The organism is Niallia sp. Kr1, from assembly GCF_050389805.1.
Classification (GTDB): Bacteria; Bacillota; Bacilli; order Bacillales; family Cytobacillaceae; genus Bacillus_BD.
In genome coordinates this window covers 4,365,794-4,384,058 of sequence record NZ_CP130945.1, presented here as the reverse complement: position 1 = coordinate 4,384,058, position 18,265 = coordinate 4,365,794, and the positions used below count along the sequence as shown (strand labels likewise).

20 protein-coding genes, 2 pseudogenes and 1 riboswitch are annotated in these 18,265 nt (G+C 38.3%); all 22 genes and pseudogenes read left to right on the top strand.

Translation table 11 applies throughout. The annotated features are described in order from the left end of the window. Positions 1–101: 101 nt before the first annotated feature. The 22 genes and pseudogenes from Q5760_RS21635 to ltrA all read left to right on the top strand — a co-directional run bounded on the left by Q5760_RS21635 (position 102) and on the right by ltrA (position 18,210). Complete coding sequence (locus Q5760_RS21635; protein ID WP_428909651.1) at positions 102–521, top strand: TIGR03826 family flagellar region protein; 420 nt, start codon at positions 102–104, stop codon at positions 519–521. A gap of 246 nt (positions 522–767) precedes the next feature. After that, positions 768–860, top strand: a riboswitch (cyclic di-GMP riboswitch). A 110-nt stretch (positions 861–970) separates the two neighbouring features. Continuing rightward, positions 971–1,432, top strand: coding sequence for a chemotaxis protein CheX (locus Q5760_RS21630; protein ID WP_428909650.1), 462 nt, complete (start codon positions 971–973; stop codon positions 1,430–1,432). A 93-nt stretch (positions 1,433–1,525) separates the two neighbouring features. Next, on the top strand, positions 1,526–3,556 hold the full coding sequence (locus Q5760_RS21625; protein ID WP_428909649.1) for a methyl-accepting chemotaxis protein: 2,031 nt from the start codon (positions 1,526–1,528) through the stop codon (positions 3,554–3,556). Positions 3,557–3,715: 159 nt separating this feature from the next. Continuing rightward, on the top strand, positions 3,716–4,063 hold the full coding sequence (locus tag Q5760_RS21620) for a hypothetical protein (protein ID WP_428909648.1): 348 nt from the start codon (positions 3,716–3,718) through the stop codon (positions 4,061–4,063). 186 nt (positions 4,064–4,249) lie between these two features. After that, on the top strand, positions 4,250–6,259 hold the full coding sequence (locus Q5760_RS21615) for a hypothetical protein (RefSeq protein WP_428909647.1): 2,010 nt from the start codon (positions 4,250–4,252) through the stop codon (positions 6,257–6,259). Beyond that, positions 6,256–6,552, top strand: coding sequence for an EscU/YscU/HrcU family type III secretion system export apparatus switch protein (locus tag Q5760_RS21610; RefSeq protein ID WP_428909646.1), 297 nt, complete (start codon positions 6,256–6,258; stop codon positions 6,550–6,552). Before Q5760_RS21615 ends, Q5760_RS21610 begins: the two co-directional genes overlap by 4 nt. Before the next feature lie 91 nt (positions 6,553–6,643). Then, a complete protein-coding gene (gene flgM / locus Q5760_RS21605) occupies positions 6,644–6,907 on the top strand; it encodes a flagellar biosynthesis anti-sigma factor FlgM (RefSeq protein WP_428909645.1) in 264 nt (87 codons plus the stop codon). A 105-nt stretch (positions 6,908–7,012) separates the two neighbouring features. Then, the gene (gene fliS / locus Q5760_RS21600) at positions 7,013–7,465 is read left to right on the top strand and encodes a flagellar export chaperone FliS (RefSeq protein WP_428909644.1); all 453 of its coding nucleotides are present in this window, start codon (positions 7,013–7,015) and stop codon (positions 7,463–7,465) included. A 1-nt stretch (position 7,466) separates the two neighbouring features. Further along, a complete protein-coding gene (locus tag Q5760_RS21595) occupies positions 7,467–8,282 on the top strand; it encodes a flagellin (protein ID WP_428909643.1) in 816 nt (271 codons plus the stop codon). A gap of 85 nt (positions 8,283–8,367) precedes the next feature. Further along, positions 8,368–8,805, top strand: a complete 438-nt coding sequence (locus Q5760_RS21590) for a YaaR family protein (protein WP_428909642.1) — start codon at positions 8,368–8,370, stop codon at positions 8,803–8,805. 121 nt (positions 8,806–8,926) lie between these two features. Continuing rightward, entirely contained in the window at positions 8,927–9,409 is a 483-nt protein-coding gene (locus Q5760_RS21585; RefSeq protein ID WP_428909641.1) for a flagellar protein FlgN, read from the top strand. Between the two features lie 17 nt (positions 9,410–9,426). Continuing rightward, positions 9,427–11,103, top strand: coding sequence for a flagellar hook-associated protein FlgK (flgK, locus tag Q5760_RS21580; RefSeq protein WP_428909640.1), 1,677 nt, complete (start codon positions 9,427–9,429; stop codon positions 11,101–11,103). Between the two features lie 14 nt (positions 11,104–11,117). Then, positions 11,118–11,996, top strand: coding sequence for a flagellar hook-associated protein FlgL (gene flgL / locus Q5760_RS21575; protein WP_428909639.1), 879 nt, complete (start codon positions 11,118–11,120; stop codon positions 11,994–11,996). A 71-nt stretch (positions 11,997–12,067) separates the two neighbouring features. Then, on the top strand, positions 12,068–12,622 hold the full coding sequence (locus Q5760_RS21570; protein ID WP_428909638.1) for a DUF6470 family protein: 555 nt from the start codon (positions 12,068–12,070) through the stop codon (positions 12,620–12,622). Between the two features lie 94 nt (positions 12,623–12,716). Continuing rightward, a complete protein-coding gene (gene fliW, locus Q5760_RS21565; protein WP_428909637.1) occupies positions 12,717–13,157 on the top strand; it encodes a flagellar assembly protein FliW in 441 nt (146 codons plus the stop codon). A 4-nt stretch (positions 13,158–13,161) separates the two neighbouring features. Then, on the top strand, positions 13,162–13,383 hold the full coding sequence (gene csrA, locus Q5760_RS21560) for a carbon storage regulator CsrA (protein WP_428909636.1): 222 nt from the start codon (positions 13,162–13,164) through the stop codon (positions 13,381–13,383). Positions 13,384–13,596: 213 nt separating this feature from the next. After that, positions 13,597–13,803 (top strand): annotated as a pseudogene (locus tag Q5760_RS21555) (flagellin B); the annotation flags it as partial. 286 nt (positions 13,804–14,089) lie between these two features. Then, on the top strand, positions 14,090–15,433 hold the full coding sequence (locus Q5760_RS21550; RefSeq protein WP_428912655.1) for a flagellin: 1,344 nt from the start codon (positions 14,090–14,092) through the stop codon (positions 15,431–15,433). Positions 15,434–15,510: 77 nt separating this feature from the next. Beyond that, positions 15,511–15,750, top strand: coding sequence for a hypothetical protein (locus Q5760_RS21545; protein ID WP_428909635.1), 240 nt, complete (start codon positions 15,511–15,513; stop codon positions 15,748–15,750). Positions 15,751–15,768: 18 nt separating this feature from the next. Further along, positions 15,769–15,969 carry a YjfB family protein gene (locus tag Q5760_RS21540; protein ID WP_428912654.1) on the top strand — a complete coding sequence of 67 codons (201 nt, stop codon included), beginning with the start codon at positions 15,769–15,771 and terminating at the stop codon, positions 15,967–15,969. A 240-nt stretch (positions 15,970–16,209) separates the two neighbouring features. After that, positions 16,210–16,323, top strand: a pseudogene (locus Q5760_RS21535) (flagellin); the annotation flags it as partial. A 585-nt stretch (positions 16,324–16,908) separates the two neighbouring features. Continuing rightward, positions 16,909–18,210, top strand: coding sequence for a group II intron reverse transcriptase/maturase (gene ltrA, locus Q5760_RS21530; protein WP_428909634.1), 1,302 nt, complete (start codon positions 16,909–16,911; stop codon positions 18,208–18,210). The last annotated feature ends 55 nt before the right edge of the window (positions 18,211–18,265 follow it).

Here is an 18,265-nt window from a genome sequence, read left to right as displayed (position 1 = left end):
ATTGGAATACGCCTGTCAATCTATTTGAAAATATTACCCACTATACCATGATTTTCCTATATAATAATGGTAATTGTACAATCGAGAAGGAGCTAATGAGTATGCCAGATTTAGTTAATTGCGCAGGCTGTGGGAAGATTATGGTCAGAAACCAGTTTCGCGACATCTGTCAGGAATGCTATACCGAAGAGGAAAGGCAATTTGAAGTTGTCTATAAATTTATGAGAAAACGTCAGAATCGAGCAGCTACCATGGAACAAGTGGTTGAAGCTACAGGCGTATCAGAAGAACTCATCCTAAAGTTTATCAAAAGCGGACGGATTCAAGTCACTCAGTTTCCTAATCTAGGTTATCCATGTGACAAATGTGGTGCCATTATTCAGAAGGGAAAACTCTGTGACAGTTGTACCAACGAGTTAAGAAGTGACATGCTCGAATTTGAAAGAGATCAAGAATTTAAAGAACAAATTCAACAACAAGACAAGGAACGAATCTATTTATCTAAAAAGAATAGAGATTAAAACCTTATTATAAAACCACAGTATTTCCGACTGTGGTTTTATAATGGCTTAATGGATCAGAATGAATGAACGTTTTTCTATATGAATTTGATATATGGGACTTTCTAAATGGGTAAAATTAACTTATTTTTTTCATTATTAACAATATAGAAACTTTGTTAATTTGCGAAAGATTTGTTTAAAAATCATATTATTTCTATTAAAATGAATAAGAATTTAAAACTAAGTGTAAACATTCAACAAAAAACATGATAAAGGCAAACTATTCGAAAGGGTAGGACGCAAAGCCTAGGGTCTAAGGTTGGGGGATAAACGAACTACGATCGCCTGGTTGCCAATTTTATTATAGTTATATTTATATCTATATCTATATCTATTTCTATTGGCTATTTTTACTATTTGTAAAATAGCTTTTTTTATTTTTTATGAAAAAAGTAGGAGGAGAAGTTTTGCATGGAACAGTAAGAAATCAAAGTAAAGAGATTATGGAATTGTTAAATGGCATAAATCTAGCGTTAAAAGCGATTATCCCTTCACCATATACCTTAACGAAACCAAAACGATTACGTACATACTTACGTCCCCAATTCGGTATCTTAATTGGAATGACAGGTGATATTAGGGCCAGATTTATTTTAATGGGAAACCCTTCTACATTTAAAAGCATTGCTCATTCCATGTTTGGAATGGAATTAGAAGGTGAAATGCTGGTTTCATTTAGTGGAGAATTAGGGAATATGCTTGCTGGTGGTATTTCTACTAGAATCATAAACAGCGGAATGCATACGGACATAACAACCCCTACCATTATTCAGGGGGAAACAAAGGTATCCCATTATAAAATAGCAATAGAGATGATGGCTATCTTTAGCGAAAAAGAAAAGTTAGATTTATATCTATTGCTAGACTGATAGTAGATCGCTCATTAGACAAAGTAGAGAGGATCTTTTAGTTAAGAATTACACCTTTAAGATTAATCACAGGATAAGGAGAATAAGGTAAGAATGAAAAATGCTAGAACTACGAAAGAAGCTCGAAAATCAGGAGGATTTATGACAAAATCTATCCAAAATCAAATTTTAATCCCATTTTTAATCCTTCTTATGATAACGGGTGCCGTTGTGGCGACGGTCAGTTATACGTTTAGTGTTAAAAACACAACTCAAGAATTAACCAAAAATGTGGAGAGCCAAATGGTGAGTTTGAATGATACGTTTGATATGTTCTTCTCCAATACAAACAATACATTGAACCGTTTTATTTCAAATGAATTATTGACCAGTTATCAACCGGAAAAAAGACAGGATTTACTGAACTATTTTGGGGAAACGAAAGAAACCACACCTTCTATCGCCAATATCTATACCGTTCTCGATGGAACAGGAGAAGTCATTATTTATCCTGAAGTAGATTTGGGGGATGATTTTAATGCAAAAGAAAGAGAATGGTATCAACAAGCTGTGAAAGCAAATGGGGAAACGGTCTGGACAGAGCCTTATGTAGATGAAAGTACTGGTGAAACCGTTGTGACTGTTGCGAAGGCGTATTTTTCTGGAAACAACCTAACGGGTGTTATGGCTGCAGATGTGATGGTTGGTACATTGATCGATATGATTGAGTCTGTGAAAATTGGTGAAACAGGCTACGGGGTTATTTTTGATAAAAAAGGTAAATTTATAGCCCACATCGATCCAACCTATATTGGACGAGATGAGTCCCAACAAGAATATTATCAAAAAATAATGAGCACGGGTAAGCAGGGAATCGTTGACTATCAATTTGAAGGTCGCGATAAGATCATGGCCTTCACTACGAATTCAACGACTGGATGGATACTTGGTGGAACCGTTTATGTAGAGGAATTTGAAAAACAGGCAGGAACGATCCTGATTCCGATTGCCATTACGTTAGCTGTGGTGCTACTAGTAGCGATCGCCGTATCCATTGTCGTTACGAATCGGATTACAAAACCAATTAAGCAAGTGATGAAGAGAATGCAGGAGATTGCAAGTGGTGATTTAAGTCAGGAACCCCTTCAATCAAAATATCAAAATGAGATTGGGCAACTCGTCATGGCAACAAATGAGATGAATCATAAAATGCGTGATATTCTAAAACAAATCAATGCAGTTTCTGAAACGGTTAGTAGTCACAGTGAAGAGTTAACCCAATCCGCTAATGAAGTGAGTGCCGGTAACGAACAGGTAGCGATGACGATGCAAGAATTGGCTGTTGGCTCCGAAACACAAGCCAATAGTGCTAGTGATCTATCCAATGCTATGGCGGAATTCTCTGCGAAAGTTCAAGAATCAAATGAACATGGAGAGCAAATTCAAGAAACATCCAACAATGTCCTTGCTATGTCAGATGAGGGAAGTCACTTAATGGATGGCTCAACGCAGCAAATGACAACGATTGATGGAATCGTTAAGGAATCGGTTCGTAAGGTCAGTGATTTGAATGATCAATCGAAAGAAATCTCTAAATTGGTAACAGTGATTAAAGAAATTGCAGATCAAACGAATTTATTAGCTTTAAATGCAGCAATTGAAGCAGCGAGAGCAGGAGAACATGGAAAGGGCTTCTCGGTTGTTGCCGAGGAAGTACGTAAACTTGCGGAACAAACAGCCAATTCCGTAACGGAAATTACAGGCATAGTTGGAAATATCCAAAAGGGATTTGGTGACGTAACAGAATCTTTACAGGATGGATATAAAGAAGTAGAAAAAGGAACGAATCAAATTAAAACAACAGGTAAAACATTTAACGACATTCGTATAGCGGTAAAAGAAATGGTTCATAACATTAACTTGATAACGGAAAACTTTGCTGATATCTCTGCATCTAGTCAGGAAATGAATAGTTCGACTCAAGAAATTGCCGCCACCGCTGAAGAAGGTGCTGCGGGAGTGGAACAAACTGCGGCAACTGTACAACAAACCAATAGTTCCATGGAAGAAGTAGCAGCAAGTTCTAGCCAATTGGCCAAACTAGCTGAGGAATTAAATGGATTGGTGCGTCAGTTTAAAATATAATTTAGAGTGGTATTATATAGAAAATTATAGAATTGGTATCCTTGGTTGGCAAAGATTTTATATAGGAAAACCATGGCAAGTAGATTAAGATTTACATGTCAGGTTTTTAGGGGTGAAATTTCAATAATAGATGAAATTGTTGGAAAGGTAGATTAGTAAATGGCAGTTGTAAAAAATGATGTAAGATATGAAATCTTAGCACGTGAGTTTAAGTTTCTAAGTGATGAAGCATCTTATTTTAGCCAAGAATTAAAGAAATCACTAGAACGAATATTTTCATATGTGTATAATCATACAGATTTATTCTATATTGAATCGATTGATGAGAAACTACTCTACGATTATATTGACTATCATAGAAAAATGAACTTTAGAAAAGCGAGCTTTTGTGAAGCCCTAAAGGACACCAAGAATTTTCTTTACTTTTCAAAACATGTTAAAGGGTTTAAAAAAGTGCCTGAAATTGATTTATCGGTAAATAACGTTAGTTTATGGAGCCAATTATAAGCAAGGAATCCCCATTTTTCAGAAGAGAAATGGGGATTTTTTTAATAAAGGTTAGATTCCCCTGACTGCCCTCCTTCAAAAAGAACATTTTTTTGCCCATTTTTTCCCTACAAAGACCCATTTAACCTTTTAAAAGAACAACCGATATAAAGAGCAGAGATTGTGAAATGTACGGGAGTGGAAATCATGCAAGTAAACAGCCAACTAGTCCATCAAAAAACGGTCGCACCCGATGCTCCGCTTGAGTTGAAGCAGGGGGAGGTGTATAGCGTTACGGTTAAAGAAAAGGTGAATAACAACGAAGCCATTTTACAAATTCGCGGAAAAGATGTTCATGTGAAATTTACGGATGGAGTCCCTGCCGATCAAGGACGATTTACTGTTATGGTCAATGGTCAACAAGACGGAATGGTCGATGTGAAAACGATCGCTACTGAAACGAACAAAACCGTATCAGGAGAAATGAAAAACCTTACTAGCCTAGGCATCACCGATAAGGATTCCAGTGAAGTCAAACAAGCCGTTAAGATGATGTTGGATAAAGGAATTCCCCTTACGAGAGAAACGGCAGCTAACCTAAAGAATTTCATCGTAAACGGAAAAGGCTCCAATGACCAAAAGCTAGAAACCGTTCAGGCTCTCGCTAATAAAAAGGTAGAACCAACTACTGTCCAGCTTCGATCGGTTCATGAGGCATTACACGGGAAGCCAATTCACGAAGTATTAACGAATATCGCAAAAGAAATTGATCCGAATCTTTCTTTTGAAAAGAGCGGTTCAGCGCAAAATGATGTTACGTTGAAACTAAATCTAGGTTTAGCTGCTGATGAAATTCGTCCTGCTGAAGGGATTCAGAAAGCGATCAAGCTATTACAACAAGAACCTAATTTTACGAAAATCATAGAGGGGTTACGACAGCAAATCCTAGATCTAGACTCGAATACTCTTCAAAAAGCAACGGAATTACAGGAAAAGGGTCGGGAACTTGCAGCTCGTCAGTTACTAGCCAATGAGCTACAAAAATTAACTGTAACGGAGCCGCAACAAACTGCTCAATCAGAAACGTACGAGATCCAGGCACAACTACAGGCCTTAAATCTATCTTCGAAGGATATTTTAGTGACACGGATTTCCGAAAAACTAGCTCAATCAACAGCGGATTTTCGTGTGTTAAAGCAAGAGATTACGAGAAATCTGAATCAAATTGAACATACACTACTAAACAATGCTCGTCCGCAGGTGCAAAAAGTGATTGAAGCAACGATTCAAAAGCTTGATCACGCGATCTTAAAAAGTGACATGATGCTATTTGCTGACATGAAGACGGAAAAACAACTTTTACAGGCTAGTACTCAGTTAGCGGATGCTAAGAAGCTGCTCGCAAAAGGAAATGTTGCCGAAGCTGGAAAAATCGTAAGTGAAATCAAAGCCATGATGGAAAAAGTTGTCTACAAACCATCGGAACAGAAAATTGTTCACTATGTTAAGGGTGAGAGTCAATTCCTTCAATCTCATTCACTCCAACAGCAATTGGTGACGAAAATGATGAATTCCATCTATGACACAAGGGAACCATCCCCGCGTCAAATGTATGAGATGGTTCGAAGTTTGGGATTAAATCATGAACATGAAGCGGGTCAATCCCTTGCTTTTCAAAAAAATGGGCAAGATGTGCAAAATGTCAAATCGCTTCTTTTGAGAATGGCTCAAGGAGAAAATAGTGGGTTAGCTCAACAGGCTGAGCAGGCACTATCCAACCTTACTGGTCAACAATTGATTAGTAAAAGTGATGGAAATGGTTCCTTGCAAAGCCTGATGTTCACTCTTCCGTTGTTGCTTGGTGGCAAGCCGGAAAGTCTGAAAGTCTTTATTAATTCAAAAAATGAAGATGAGCAGGTGCAATGGGAGAATTGTAGTCTTTACTTTTTACTCGAAACGAAAAAATTAGGCGATGTGGGGATTCACCTAAATGCAACTGATCGCAATTTAAGTATTACGATTAAGAACAACTCTCCTCAGTTTAAGGAAAAAATGGAGCCACTTGCAGCCGTGACAAAGGAAAAGTTGCAGGAAGTTGGCTATAATGTGACAAGTATCCAATTTTCATCCCTAGAGGGCGCGAAGACGAATCTAGAAAATAAAGTTCATAGGAACACACCAGTGTTCACAGGGAAAGGATTGAACTTTACGATATGAATTATTTTAATTTTAAAAAAAGAAGAGAACTCAACGGTCCACAGGCGGCAGTTTTGAAATATTCGGAGGAAGCAGGTAAGGCTCCCGTTGTTGTGGCACAAGGGAAAGGTGCGGTTGCTAGGCAAATTATCGCATTAGCAAAAGAAAACAACGTTGCGATGCAGGAAGATTCGACACTTGTGTCTAATTTATTAGATATGGACCTCGGCGACAACATCCCACCACAACTGTATGCAGTCATGGCTGAAATCCTTGTTCTGTTAGAAGAGATGGAAAAAACGATCAGTAAATAAAAAATGGAAAATTTTATTAACAAAAACTTAATAAAATCGGAAATGCAACCGATAATAGGAATAGAAAGTGTGTTGAAGGGAGGCTAGCATCGTGAAGATTAATCAATTTAGACCATCTGGGGTAAATCCATATCAAAGCCAGCAAAACAAAATTAATCAACTTGATAAAATGAATCAGAAGAAAACAGATGTCGTTGAAATCTCTCCTGAGGCCAAAGAAATGCAGTCCATCTCTTCGATTGAAAAAGAACGGCAAACGAAAGTAGAAGAGCTCCAGGCACGGATCGAAAATGGTACCTACCAAATTAAGCCAGCTGAAATAGCCAACAAAATGATCGATTTTTATAAACAATAAATCAATACCCATGTATTGGTTTATTTTTTTGTCTAAAATCTGTTAACACTTTTTTGTTTTGGTCGATATAAATTTTAGATATTGGACTTTTAGGAGGACAAGCTTTTGAACTTTATAACCGAGGAAGTTATTTATCAGAAAAGTTCTCAGGAAATTACGGCACTCTTATATGAAGCATTAATGAATCAATTATCGGGTGCTATTGATGATATAAAAGAAAAGAAATTAATCGATGCAAATAAAAAATTACAGAAATCCAATGATATTCTCTATCGTTTAGGCGCGGGGATCAACTATGAAGCGGGAATTATCGCGGATCAGCTTGATGCACTCTATAATTACATGGCCGACAACGTAATCGAAGGAAATCGTAAAAAAGATATTGCGATGATACAGCAAGTTTTATCCATTGCAGAAAGATTGGCGGAGGCCTGGAGTACGGCGATGAAAACGAAGCCTTCTGCAGCACAAACCAATCTTCGTAGAAAAACCAACGCCTATGAACAAAATGTAATGGTGTTAGAACGAGAAACAGAACGATTTGGAGAGGAGAAATAACATGAAAATCAACCATAATATTCAAGCGTTAAACGCTTATCGAAATTTATCACAAACGATGAATGCCACATCAAAAAGTTTAGAAAAGCTTTCTTCAGGTTTACGTATCAATAAAGCAGCAGACGATGCCGCAGGTCTAGCTATTTCGGAAAAAATGCGTTCGCAAATCCGTGGTTTGGACATGGCGGAAAGAAATACGCTTGATGCGATTTCATTGATTCAAACCGCTGAAGGGGCATTAAATGAGGTTCATAGTATTTTACAGAGAATGAGAGAATTGTCGGTGCAGGCATCGAATGGGACGTTAGAGGCTGAAGATAAAAAGGCAGTTCAGGCTGAAGTTAGCCAATTAATTAAAGAAGTGGATCGGATTGCGAAAACGACTCAATTTAATAGTCAAAATCTACTCGACCAAACTGGAGGTTCAAATGGTAAATTCACTTTCCAAATTGGTGCGAACGCATCTGAAACATTAGATATAACGATTAAAAAGATGGATTCAACATCAATAGGAATAGGTAGTATAAATGTAGAAACTAATGCGTCGAGTGCTATTACTTCTGTAGATAATGCAATCAAAAAGATTTCCGAACAACGAAGCGAACTAGGTGCCTACCAAAACCGTCTAGAATACACAACAGCAAACCTTCAAACCGCAGCTGAAAACCTAACCTCTGCAGAATCTCGTATTCGAGACACCGATATGGCAGAGGAAATGACGATCTTTACGAAAAACAATATCCTAAACCAAGCAGGCCAAGCGATGCTCGCACAGGCAAACCAGCTGCCACAAGGGATTTTACAGTTATTACAATAAACCTAAGCAGAGAAGTGAGTCATATTGGCTTCTTCTCTTTTTTCTTTTACAATGGTACTAATCAAACATAGGGGCGTGCGGACAAATGGAAGTAAATCGTATCAACCGAACAGGCATCAATAAAGTTCAGAAAAAAGCAGACATTCCCACTGAATCGATTTCCTTTACTGAGGTCATGGGGAAAAAACGTGAAGATGTCATGTATGCGAAAATGACGCAAATGATGCAGGATATCGAGGATCAAGGGAAGGTTCTCTCTCAAACGCAAACCGTAGAAGACTTGAAAAGATATAAAAAACTCGTCAAAGAATTTATGGATGAAGCCGTCAATAATGGTTTAAAGCTTGAGGAACAGCGGGGCTTTAACCGTCGTGGTCGAACAAAGGTCTATAAAATTGTCAAAGAAGTAGATAAAAAATTGATTGATTTAACCAATGCTGTATTGGATAAGGAAAAGAACGGTTTGAAGATTTTGGACATGGTGGGAGAAATTAAAGGGTTATTGATCAATATGTATACGTAATGGATAACTTGCTATATTGAAACGGGAGAACCGTCCCCGTGTTTCAAAAAAAATTAAAAACTTCATTCTTTTAGCCGATATAAACAACAGGGATTAAAAGCCTTTTACACAGAAAGGTGGGGTGGAATTGTCAGCCCAAGCACTCATCACCGTGATGGAAAAATTACTGAAGCTGCATCAGAGCTTACTTGGTCTAAGCAAGGAAAAAACAGCCATCCTCAAAAATGGGGATTTCGATGCCTTTCAGGAATACTTACGAAATGAACAAAAGCATATCAATGCAATTACCATATTAGAAAAAGAACGACAAAAAGCTGTAAGTAGCATCATTCCAGAGGAATCAGAATGGACATTAACGAACTGTCTACCTCAATTGTACGATGCTGATCAGGAAAAACTGCTTTCTATCAAACAAGAACTAACGGACCTAATCAAACAGCTAAAAGAGGTAAACGAGTTAAACCAGCAATTAGTTCAACAATCTCTGCAATTCGTCAATCTTCAATTAGATTTACTATTGCCGGATGAGCTTGATAATTATTCGAAAGAACAGAACGATCAAGATTCATTACCTAAGACCTCAATTTTTGATTCAAAAGCATAGAAAAAGGAGGGGAACCCATGTCCTCTACATTTCAAGGATTAGAAACAGCAAAACGCGGGCTGTATGCCCAGCAACAGGCATTGTATGTGACCAGTCATAATATTGCAAATGCCAATACAAAGGGGTATTCGCGACAGGTCGTCAATTTTAGCCCCACCACTCCATATCCAACCGTAGGAATTAATCGTCCTGAAATCCCGGGTCAAATCGGTACAGGGGTTGAGGCGAATTCAATTGAGCGGATTCGTGATTCATTCCTAGATGTTCAATTTAGGACTGAAAACAATAAACTGGGGTATTGGTCATCGCGAGCGGACGCCCTTAGTAAAATGGAAGACATATTGAATGAACCGTCAAATAATGGCTTAGCAGCTGTTATGGGGGAGTTTTGGCAATCGTTATCGGATTTAAGTACGTATCCGGAGAGCGATGGGACGCGTAAGGTTGTTTTGCAACGTGGACAAGCTGTTGTTGAAACGTTTCACTATTTAAGTCAATCACTAGATACGATTAAAAACGATATTGGAAACGAAATTGGCATTAATCTTCAGGAAATCAACTCATTATTAAAACAAATCTCTGACCTGAATCGGCAAATCGGCGAAGTGGAGCCCCATGGTTATTTACCGAATGATCTGTATGATAAACGTGACTTATTGGTGGACCAGCTATCACAACATGTTGAAATCAAGGTGAAAAAAGTTCCACCAGGTGGAAATCCTCATCAAAATGCGGAAGGGTTTTACACGATCCAAATGATTGGTGCTGATGGTTCAGAAACCAACTTAGTTTCGAAATTTGATTATTTCCAGCTTGGGTTTAAAGGTCATAATGGTATCACCTACGATGTTCCTGAGGCCATTGATTCTTTAACGATTTTTGACTCCACCAGTCGTGTCGAAAGTGGAAAAGTAGAAATCGCCGCAAGAAATGGACAAATGACTTTATCATCTGGAAAATTAAAAGGTTTAATTGAGTCCTATGGGTATGGGGTCCCTGATGGCTCTACTGTTTCAACGAAGATTGCGGGGCTCTACCCAGAGATGCTGGATCAATTAGATCAACTTGCTTATACATTTGCCAATATTTTTAACGAAATTCATTCACAGGGCTTCGATTTGCAAGGAAATCCCGGAAGTAGTCAATTCTTCAGAATGGTGGATGGTTCAAGCGTCATATTCTCAAATGGAGAAGAGCCTAAATCGTATCAAGGTGCTGCAAGAGATATTTTGCTCGCAACGTTGGAGCCAGAAAATATCGCCGCTTCTAGTGTAGATACGCTCGATCCTTCGGGGGTAGCCGTTAATGGTGGAAATGGACGTAACGCTCTTAATTTAGCCAATGTTTCTGGATTTCTTTTAACGAATAACAGTCAGCAATTAGAAGGACTTCGGACAATTGATTTAACAAAATATAGTTTGATTAGTAATGGTTCTATTAATTCGTTCTATGAAAGTATGATAGGGCAATTAGGTGTAGATGCCCAACAGGCCAATCGATTGAGAGATAACAGTGAAGTGTTAAAAGACTCAGTAGATACAAACCGTCAATCGGTCAGCTCAGTATCATTAGATGAAGAGATGACGAATGTAATCAAATACCAGCATGCATACAATGCAGCAGCACGACAAATTACGATTATCGATGAAATGCTAGACAAGATTATTAATGGAATGGGCGTATCGGGTAGATAGGATGGTGAAAAGAAATGCGCGTAACACAATCAATGGTTTCAAACAATATGCTCTCCAATTTGAGTCGTAGCTATGACAAAATAGCAGATTTACAAAATCAAATTTCGAATCAGAAAAAGATTAATCGACCTTCAGATGACCCCGTTGTAGCGATGAAAGGAATCACCTATCGCCGGAATGTCCAAGAAGTCGAACAGTATAAACGAAATTTCTCAGAGGCGTATAACTGGATTGACAACTCAGATGCTTCGTTGGATCAAGCTGGACAGGCTCTGCAACGGATGCGTGAGTTGATTGTGCAAGCAAGTAATGACACGTATGATCTAAATCAAAGAAAGTCCATTAGTGAGGAAATCGGTCAGCTAAAGGAACAATTAATTGAAATCGCCAATACAAAGGTCGGGGATAAATATATTTTCAATGGGACGGACACATTAAACCCACCAGTGGATAAGTTCGGGAATGTCATTTCCGAAAATCAAAAGGGCGTTCAATTGGAATTGGCGAAAGGTGTTTATATCAATGTAAATATCAACCCAAAGGACGTTTTTGGTCAAGAATTATTCGATAATGTGGAAGATTTGATTGCGAGTTTAAATGATCCTACTAGTACAGGTGAAGAAATCAATGCTTTTCTCACAGACATGGATGACCATATTGCCAGTGTGAATAATTCCCGTGCGGAACTGGGTTCCCGCTATAATCGTGTTGAATTGATGGAAAACCGAATCGATCAGCAGGAAATCATCGTCAAGCAAAAAATGTCTGAGAATGAAGACGTTGATTTTGAAAAAGTCGTAACGGAGATGCTTGCCCAAGAAAGTGTGCATCGTGCCGCACTCTCCGTCGGGGCGAGGGTAATTCAGCCGACGTTAATGGATTTTTTACGTTAAGATAGAAGCGTTAAAAAGGTGTCTGGCGATGTGGAGCCTGACACCTTTCTTTTAAAAAAGGGGTGAAAATTATGCAGATCCCACAAATACGAATGCAATCAATCCCTGCAAAAATTGAAATACATAGTACACCATCACAACAAAGTATCAGGCAGCCAAAAGCCCAGCAAAGTATTCAACAGCCACAGGCACAAATGTCGATTCGTACCACACCAGGTCGATTAAGCATTGACCAAACAAAAGCATGGGAATCGATGGATATTAAGCATATTTTTAGAAGAATTGCAGAAACTGCACAAAAAGGGAAGAGCGATGCATTAAGTGGAATTGCCAGAAGAGCCTCTGAAGGAACGGAAATGATGAGGATTGAATATGGTGTGAATGCGATTGTTAACATGGCGAAGCGGAAGGGTCAATTATTTGATTTTCAATATAATATTGGCTTTGTTCCACCGCCGTTTAGTGTGAAAGTGCACTATCAGCCTAGGAAGGTGAATATTGATGTGCAGACACAGAAGGTGAGACATGAAGCTGTGACGCAGAAGCCGCGGATTGATTTTCAGGCTGGGGATGTGGATATACGGTTGGAACAGCGGAACCAATTGAAAATTGATGTGGTGGGATAGGATACTAGCGACTGGTCAATCGAAATTATGAAATGAATGATAAATCAGGTACAATTATAAAAAAAGGACTATGAATGAAATGAGGATATGGTCTATGAAAATCGAAACAAAATATCATGGTGAAGTAGAAATTGTTAATAAGGACATTTGGAATTTTGATAAAGGGATTCCAGGATTTCCGGAGGAAAAGCAATTTGTTATTTTATCACTACCAGACAATGATATATATGCCATCCTGCAATCAACTAACACGCCAACAATTGGGTTTGTCATCGTCGACCCATTTTTATTTTTCCGTGATTATGATTTTGAAATTGACGATGCAACTGTCGAACAATTGATGATTGAAAAAGAAATCGATGTCCAAGTCTATTCCATTTTAACCATCCAAGACCCTTTTGAAAAAACAACCGCTAATTTGCAGGCCCCAGTTATTATGAATAGCAAAAATAATAAGGCGAAACAGTTGATTTTAAATGATGGCAAGTATCAAACGAAGCATTTGATTGTACCTCATGCTAAGGTGAAGGGGTGATCTTATGCTTGTACTAACAAGAAAAACCGGCGAAGCTATTCAAATTGGTGATGATATTGAAATCAAAATTGTCTCGGTAAAAGGGGACCAAATTAAACTAGGCATCAACGCTCCAAAGAATGTGGAGATACATCGGAAGGAAATATATTTGGAAATTCAGAAGGAAAACAAAAGTGCTGCGGAAGGGATTTCGGATTTGTTTGCGATATTGAAGAATGTGGATTAATAGTTATAGAGAAGCTCCTTGTTTTGGGGCTTTTTTAAATAGATTTTTTGATGTTAAAAATAAAAAAGTTTTATAGAAATCTATTAAACTTTTTTCCAAACCTGTCGATATATTTAATGTAATGGGAACATAGGGCGGCCGACCTAAGTAATCTCAGAAACAATACAATACGTTCACACGGATGTGAACTCGATATTCAAGGAGGAAAATGAAATGAGAATTAATCATAATATTGCGGCGTTGAACACGTATCGTCAGTTAGGTAATGCAAACAATGCACAACAAGCTTCAATGGAGAAATTATCTTCAGGTCAACGTATTAACAAAGCTGGAGATGATGCAGCTGGTCTAGCAATCTCAGAAAAAATGAGAGCACAAGTACGTGGTTTAGACCAAGCTTCAGCAAACGCTCAAGACGGTAGACTAGAAATGCCGCTCTAAACAGTAATGTGTAGATGAAAACTCCGTGAATTCGGTGGAACCCTAAACCAAGCTTTTCAAGGTGGATGGTAGGCAATACCGAGCCAAGCCTAATGAATCGGTAATTAGTAGTTAGGAAGGTGTGACGGTCAGGTGGTGAGGAACCGTACCAATAAGCTACCCACGAGCGCGGGGCATCCTACCGGGATGAAGATATGACCTGAACTTTATGGAAACATAAAGAAGCAGCGGATAAAAAGCCACTGTGATAACATAATTGATTTCAATGATTCAAACAGCTGAAGGTGCATTAAGTGAAACGCATGATATTCTTCAACGTATGCGTGAACTGGCTACACAAGCATCGAATGATACAAACACAGACTCAGACCGTGGAGAAATTCAAAAAGAAATTAACCAATTAACATCTGAAATCAACCGTATTGGTAATACTACTGAGTTCAATACTCAAAAATTACTGAATGGTGGAGATGAACCTAAAGCCTTAACGGCTACTGCTACTGGTACAGGTGCTATTACATTAACTCCTAAAACTGCTGAAACACAAGGGGAATGGAAAATCGCAATTACAGCTTTAACTGATGCTGAAACGTTTTCCATCGGTGGTGTAACAATTACTGGTAAAGATGATGGTTCAGGAAATGTTAACACTAGTACAGCAACAACAAAAGAGGCTCAGGCGGCAGTTATTGCTACTGTATTGGCAGCTGATAATACATTCTCTGAAAAATATTCAGTAACAGATAATGAAGATGGGTCAATCACAGTTAAAGAAAAAGAAGGAAAAGCAACAGGTTCAGCAGTGGCTATTGGGGGTGCGCAAGCTGCTAAGGCAGTTTCTACTCAAGTAACAGCTAGTGTTCAGGAGGCTGAAGCAAAAGTAAAAATTGATACAGCTTTTGTAGCAGGTGATACATTAAAAGTCGGTGACAAGACTATTACATTTGGTAGCAATAGTGATGATTTTGATATTGACGTAACAGCTGATGATACTGAAGCTGAACAAGCTAACAAAATTGCATCTATTCTAGCTAAAACACCAGGTATTGATACTGCCGTTTCCGATGGTGCAGACACTGTAACCATTAAACAAGAAGGTGGAGAAGGTTTCGAGGCTAGTTTCCAAATCGGTGCAAATGCAGGTCAAAGTATGACAATTGAAGTAAATGATATGAGAGCAACATCTGATAAATTGAAAGTTGCTAGTGAGGGAAACTTAACAGTAACTTCTAAATCAGGTAAAATTGCTAGTTATACTGATGCTAAAGATGTAACAAATGGAACGGACAATACTGGCTCATTCAAAGCATTAGATGTTTCTTCACATGAAAAGGCAACTGCTGCTATAGATGTAATAAATGATGCTATTGAAAATGTATCTGCTGAGCGTTCTAAACTTGGTGCATACCAAAACCGTTTAGACCACACAATCAACAACTTAAGCACATCTTCTGAAAACCTAACTGCTGCGGAATCTCGTATCCGTGACGTAGACATGGCGAAAGAAATGATGGAACAAACTAAGAATTCTATTCTTTCTCAAGCATCACAAGCAATGCTGGCTCAAGCTAACCAGCTTCCTCAAGGAGTTTTACAACTTCTTCGTTAATTTTAAATTATTTGAAAGGGACTCTAGTTTTGCTAGAGTCTCTTTTCATATAAAGCTGTTCGACAGGGGGAAACTAGATGGATAAAGATGACCAAGAACATAAAAAGTTTCTTGAAGAGCAGCTCGAATGGTGTGAGAAACAGGATTCTATCTTGGAAGAGATAGACATAAGGCTTAATAAAATGAAAAGAATAGCTGAATATGCCCGTGACCATGAACTTACTTCGAAAGAAGTTGACAAGTTGAATGATAAATTGAATGAATTGAAAAATGAAATTCATTCCCTAGAAAAACAGTTACATTCGATTGTCCATTAGAAATAGAAAGTTTTTTTCATAGACATAGCATTAATGTCAATGGCATTGAGTCAAGGACAAATCCAGCAGCAAGCTTCGATGTCAGTTATGAAAATGGCAATAGGAAATGCCGAACTGCAAGGAGAAGCTATTCAGAAGTTGATAGGCACAGCTGATGCAACAGCGATTCAAAACGCTGCTCAGCCACATTTAGGTGGGAACATTGATTTGAAAATTTGAAGGTTTTTTGGAGTAACCTAGATGGATGGTTGCTCTTTTTTACTTTTTGAGGGAAATGGTGAAAGTTGATTATAACCCCAATGTTCCTGCTAAAAGTAATCCCTGCATAATCAGTAACAAATCAATGTTGATATATATATTATAATTATAGAACATAAGTTTGTTATGTAAATATTACATGTTCAAGCAACAAGTAATCTAAGCCTCTACTTCAATCTTAGGAGTAGGGGCTATTCCACGATGGCGAAAGGAATGATGAACCAAACTAAGAATTCTATTCTTTCTCAAGCAGCACAAGCAATGTTGGCTCAAGCGAACCAACAACCACAAGGAGTTCTTCAATTATTACGTTAATAAATCAATATCAAGAGGTATTAGGTTTAATCCTAGTACCTCTTTTATTGTCCGCGTGCCCAGCAAGTCGTTAATTGCTAGTTGGTGAAAGTCCAACCTGAGTAAGTACCAAGACGCTCAGTAGCTGACAGGCAACTGGTGAAGAAATTCTAAGGTTGAAGCCCTGTGACAAAGTAACTCCCTAGCGGAGTGCGAGCAAACTAACAGGTTGTAACATAAAGTGAATCCTGCCGTCTCGTCAAAAGAACCTACCTACGGTAGTCAAAGAGAAGTCGAGCCTTGGGATAATGGGCGAAGACCATGGAAGGTGTGAAGATCTTGGAATAGCAGCACCGATGAATCTCTCGGGGTATGGGGAGCGACATGTTAGTAAAGTAGTTAGCGGAACTGGGGATACCCTCCTTGTCACTTTCTAACGAAAGTAAAGCAGAAACCTATAAGTGCAAACGAAGTGGTGGATGGATGAGAGGGAGTCGGAGGGGGTCATAGTACCATTAATGACAATGACAACACAACATTGTCTAGGGAAGGACGGCGCAAGCCATTACCCTACTTCGTTCATATGTCAGAAGGAGGTAAGAGTCAGTGAATGTCAGGAAAATGACTAACTACACCAATAAAGTAAAAGCTCAAGAACTCTGGAAGACGTTATATCTTTGTGCCAAGGAATGTCCAACTCGAAGATTTCACGCTTTATATGACAAAATCTATCGTCCTGATATTCTAGGGGAGGCATGGCAACGTGTGAAGCGAAAGAAAGGAAGTGGAGGTGTCGATGGACAGACGATTGAACAAATCGTCTTGGAGTACGGGGAAAAGAAATTTATGAACGAGATCTATTTGGAACTAAAGGAGAAGCGTTATCACCCTAGTCCAGTCCTAAGAACCTATATTCCAAAGGATGATGGAAAGAAACGTCCATTAGGAATTCCAACTATTAAAGATCGGGTCGTACAGATGGCAACGAAAATGGTTATTGAACCAATATTCGAGGCTGACTTTCATGACTGTTCGTTTGGTTTTCGTCCAAAGCGAAATGCCCATCAAGCGATGGCAAAGATAAGAAAAGCCAGTAAGAAATGTTTTTGGGTAGTAGACGTCGATATCCAAGGATATTTCGATAATATTAATCAATACAAGTTGATGAAAATATTAGAACAAAGGATTAGTGATCGACGGGTTTTAAAGCTTGTTCGAAAATGGCTAGAGTCAGGCATAATGGAGGAAGGCAAAATAAGAAATCCAATTACTGGTACACCGAAAGGTGGTGTAATTTCACCTCTTTTAGCTAATATCTACCTAAATACAATGGATATGCTTTGGGAGAAGAAGTTCAAAGACTTGGGTGAACTCATAAGGTATGCGGATGACTTCGTCATTATGTGTAAAACCAAACAACAAGCACTTGAAAGTATAAAGGTCATCCAATCAATAATGAGGAAACTTGACCTTACTATTAATAGAAATAAATCGAGACTAGTTAATCTGTGGAATGACATAGATGGTTTCGATTTTCTAGGATTTCATAATCGGAAGTTTCCAATCAGACGAAAAGGTGGAAACACGTTATATGTCATGTCACATATACCTAAGAGGAATGCGATGAAGAAAATGCGTTCTAAGATTAAAGCCTATACAGAACCAAGGAATAAATTATACTTGGATATCAGAGAGTTAGTAAAAGGGCTAAATAGGAAACTGCAAGGTTTCAAGAATTACTATCTTATCTCGGCTCACGCAAAGAAATGGCTAAATAGAATCGACTGGTATGTATTAGAACGACTTACCTTATTTCATAACAAAAAGAGAAATAATCGTAAGAAACATGGAAATTTAAAGGATGTAAGAAAAGAAGTGAAACATATATTAGTGAAATTAGCTAGTTAGACGCTGTAAAGCCAAGGAAAGAAGAACGTCGGAAAGCCGTATGAAGGAAAACTTC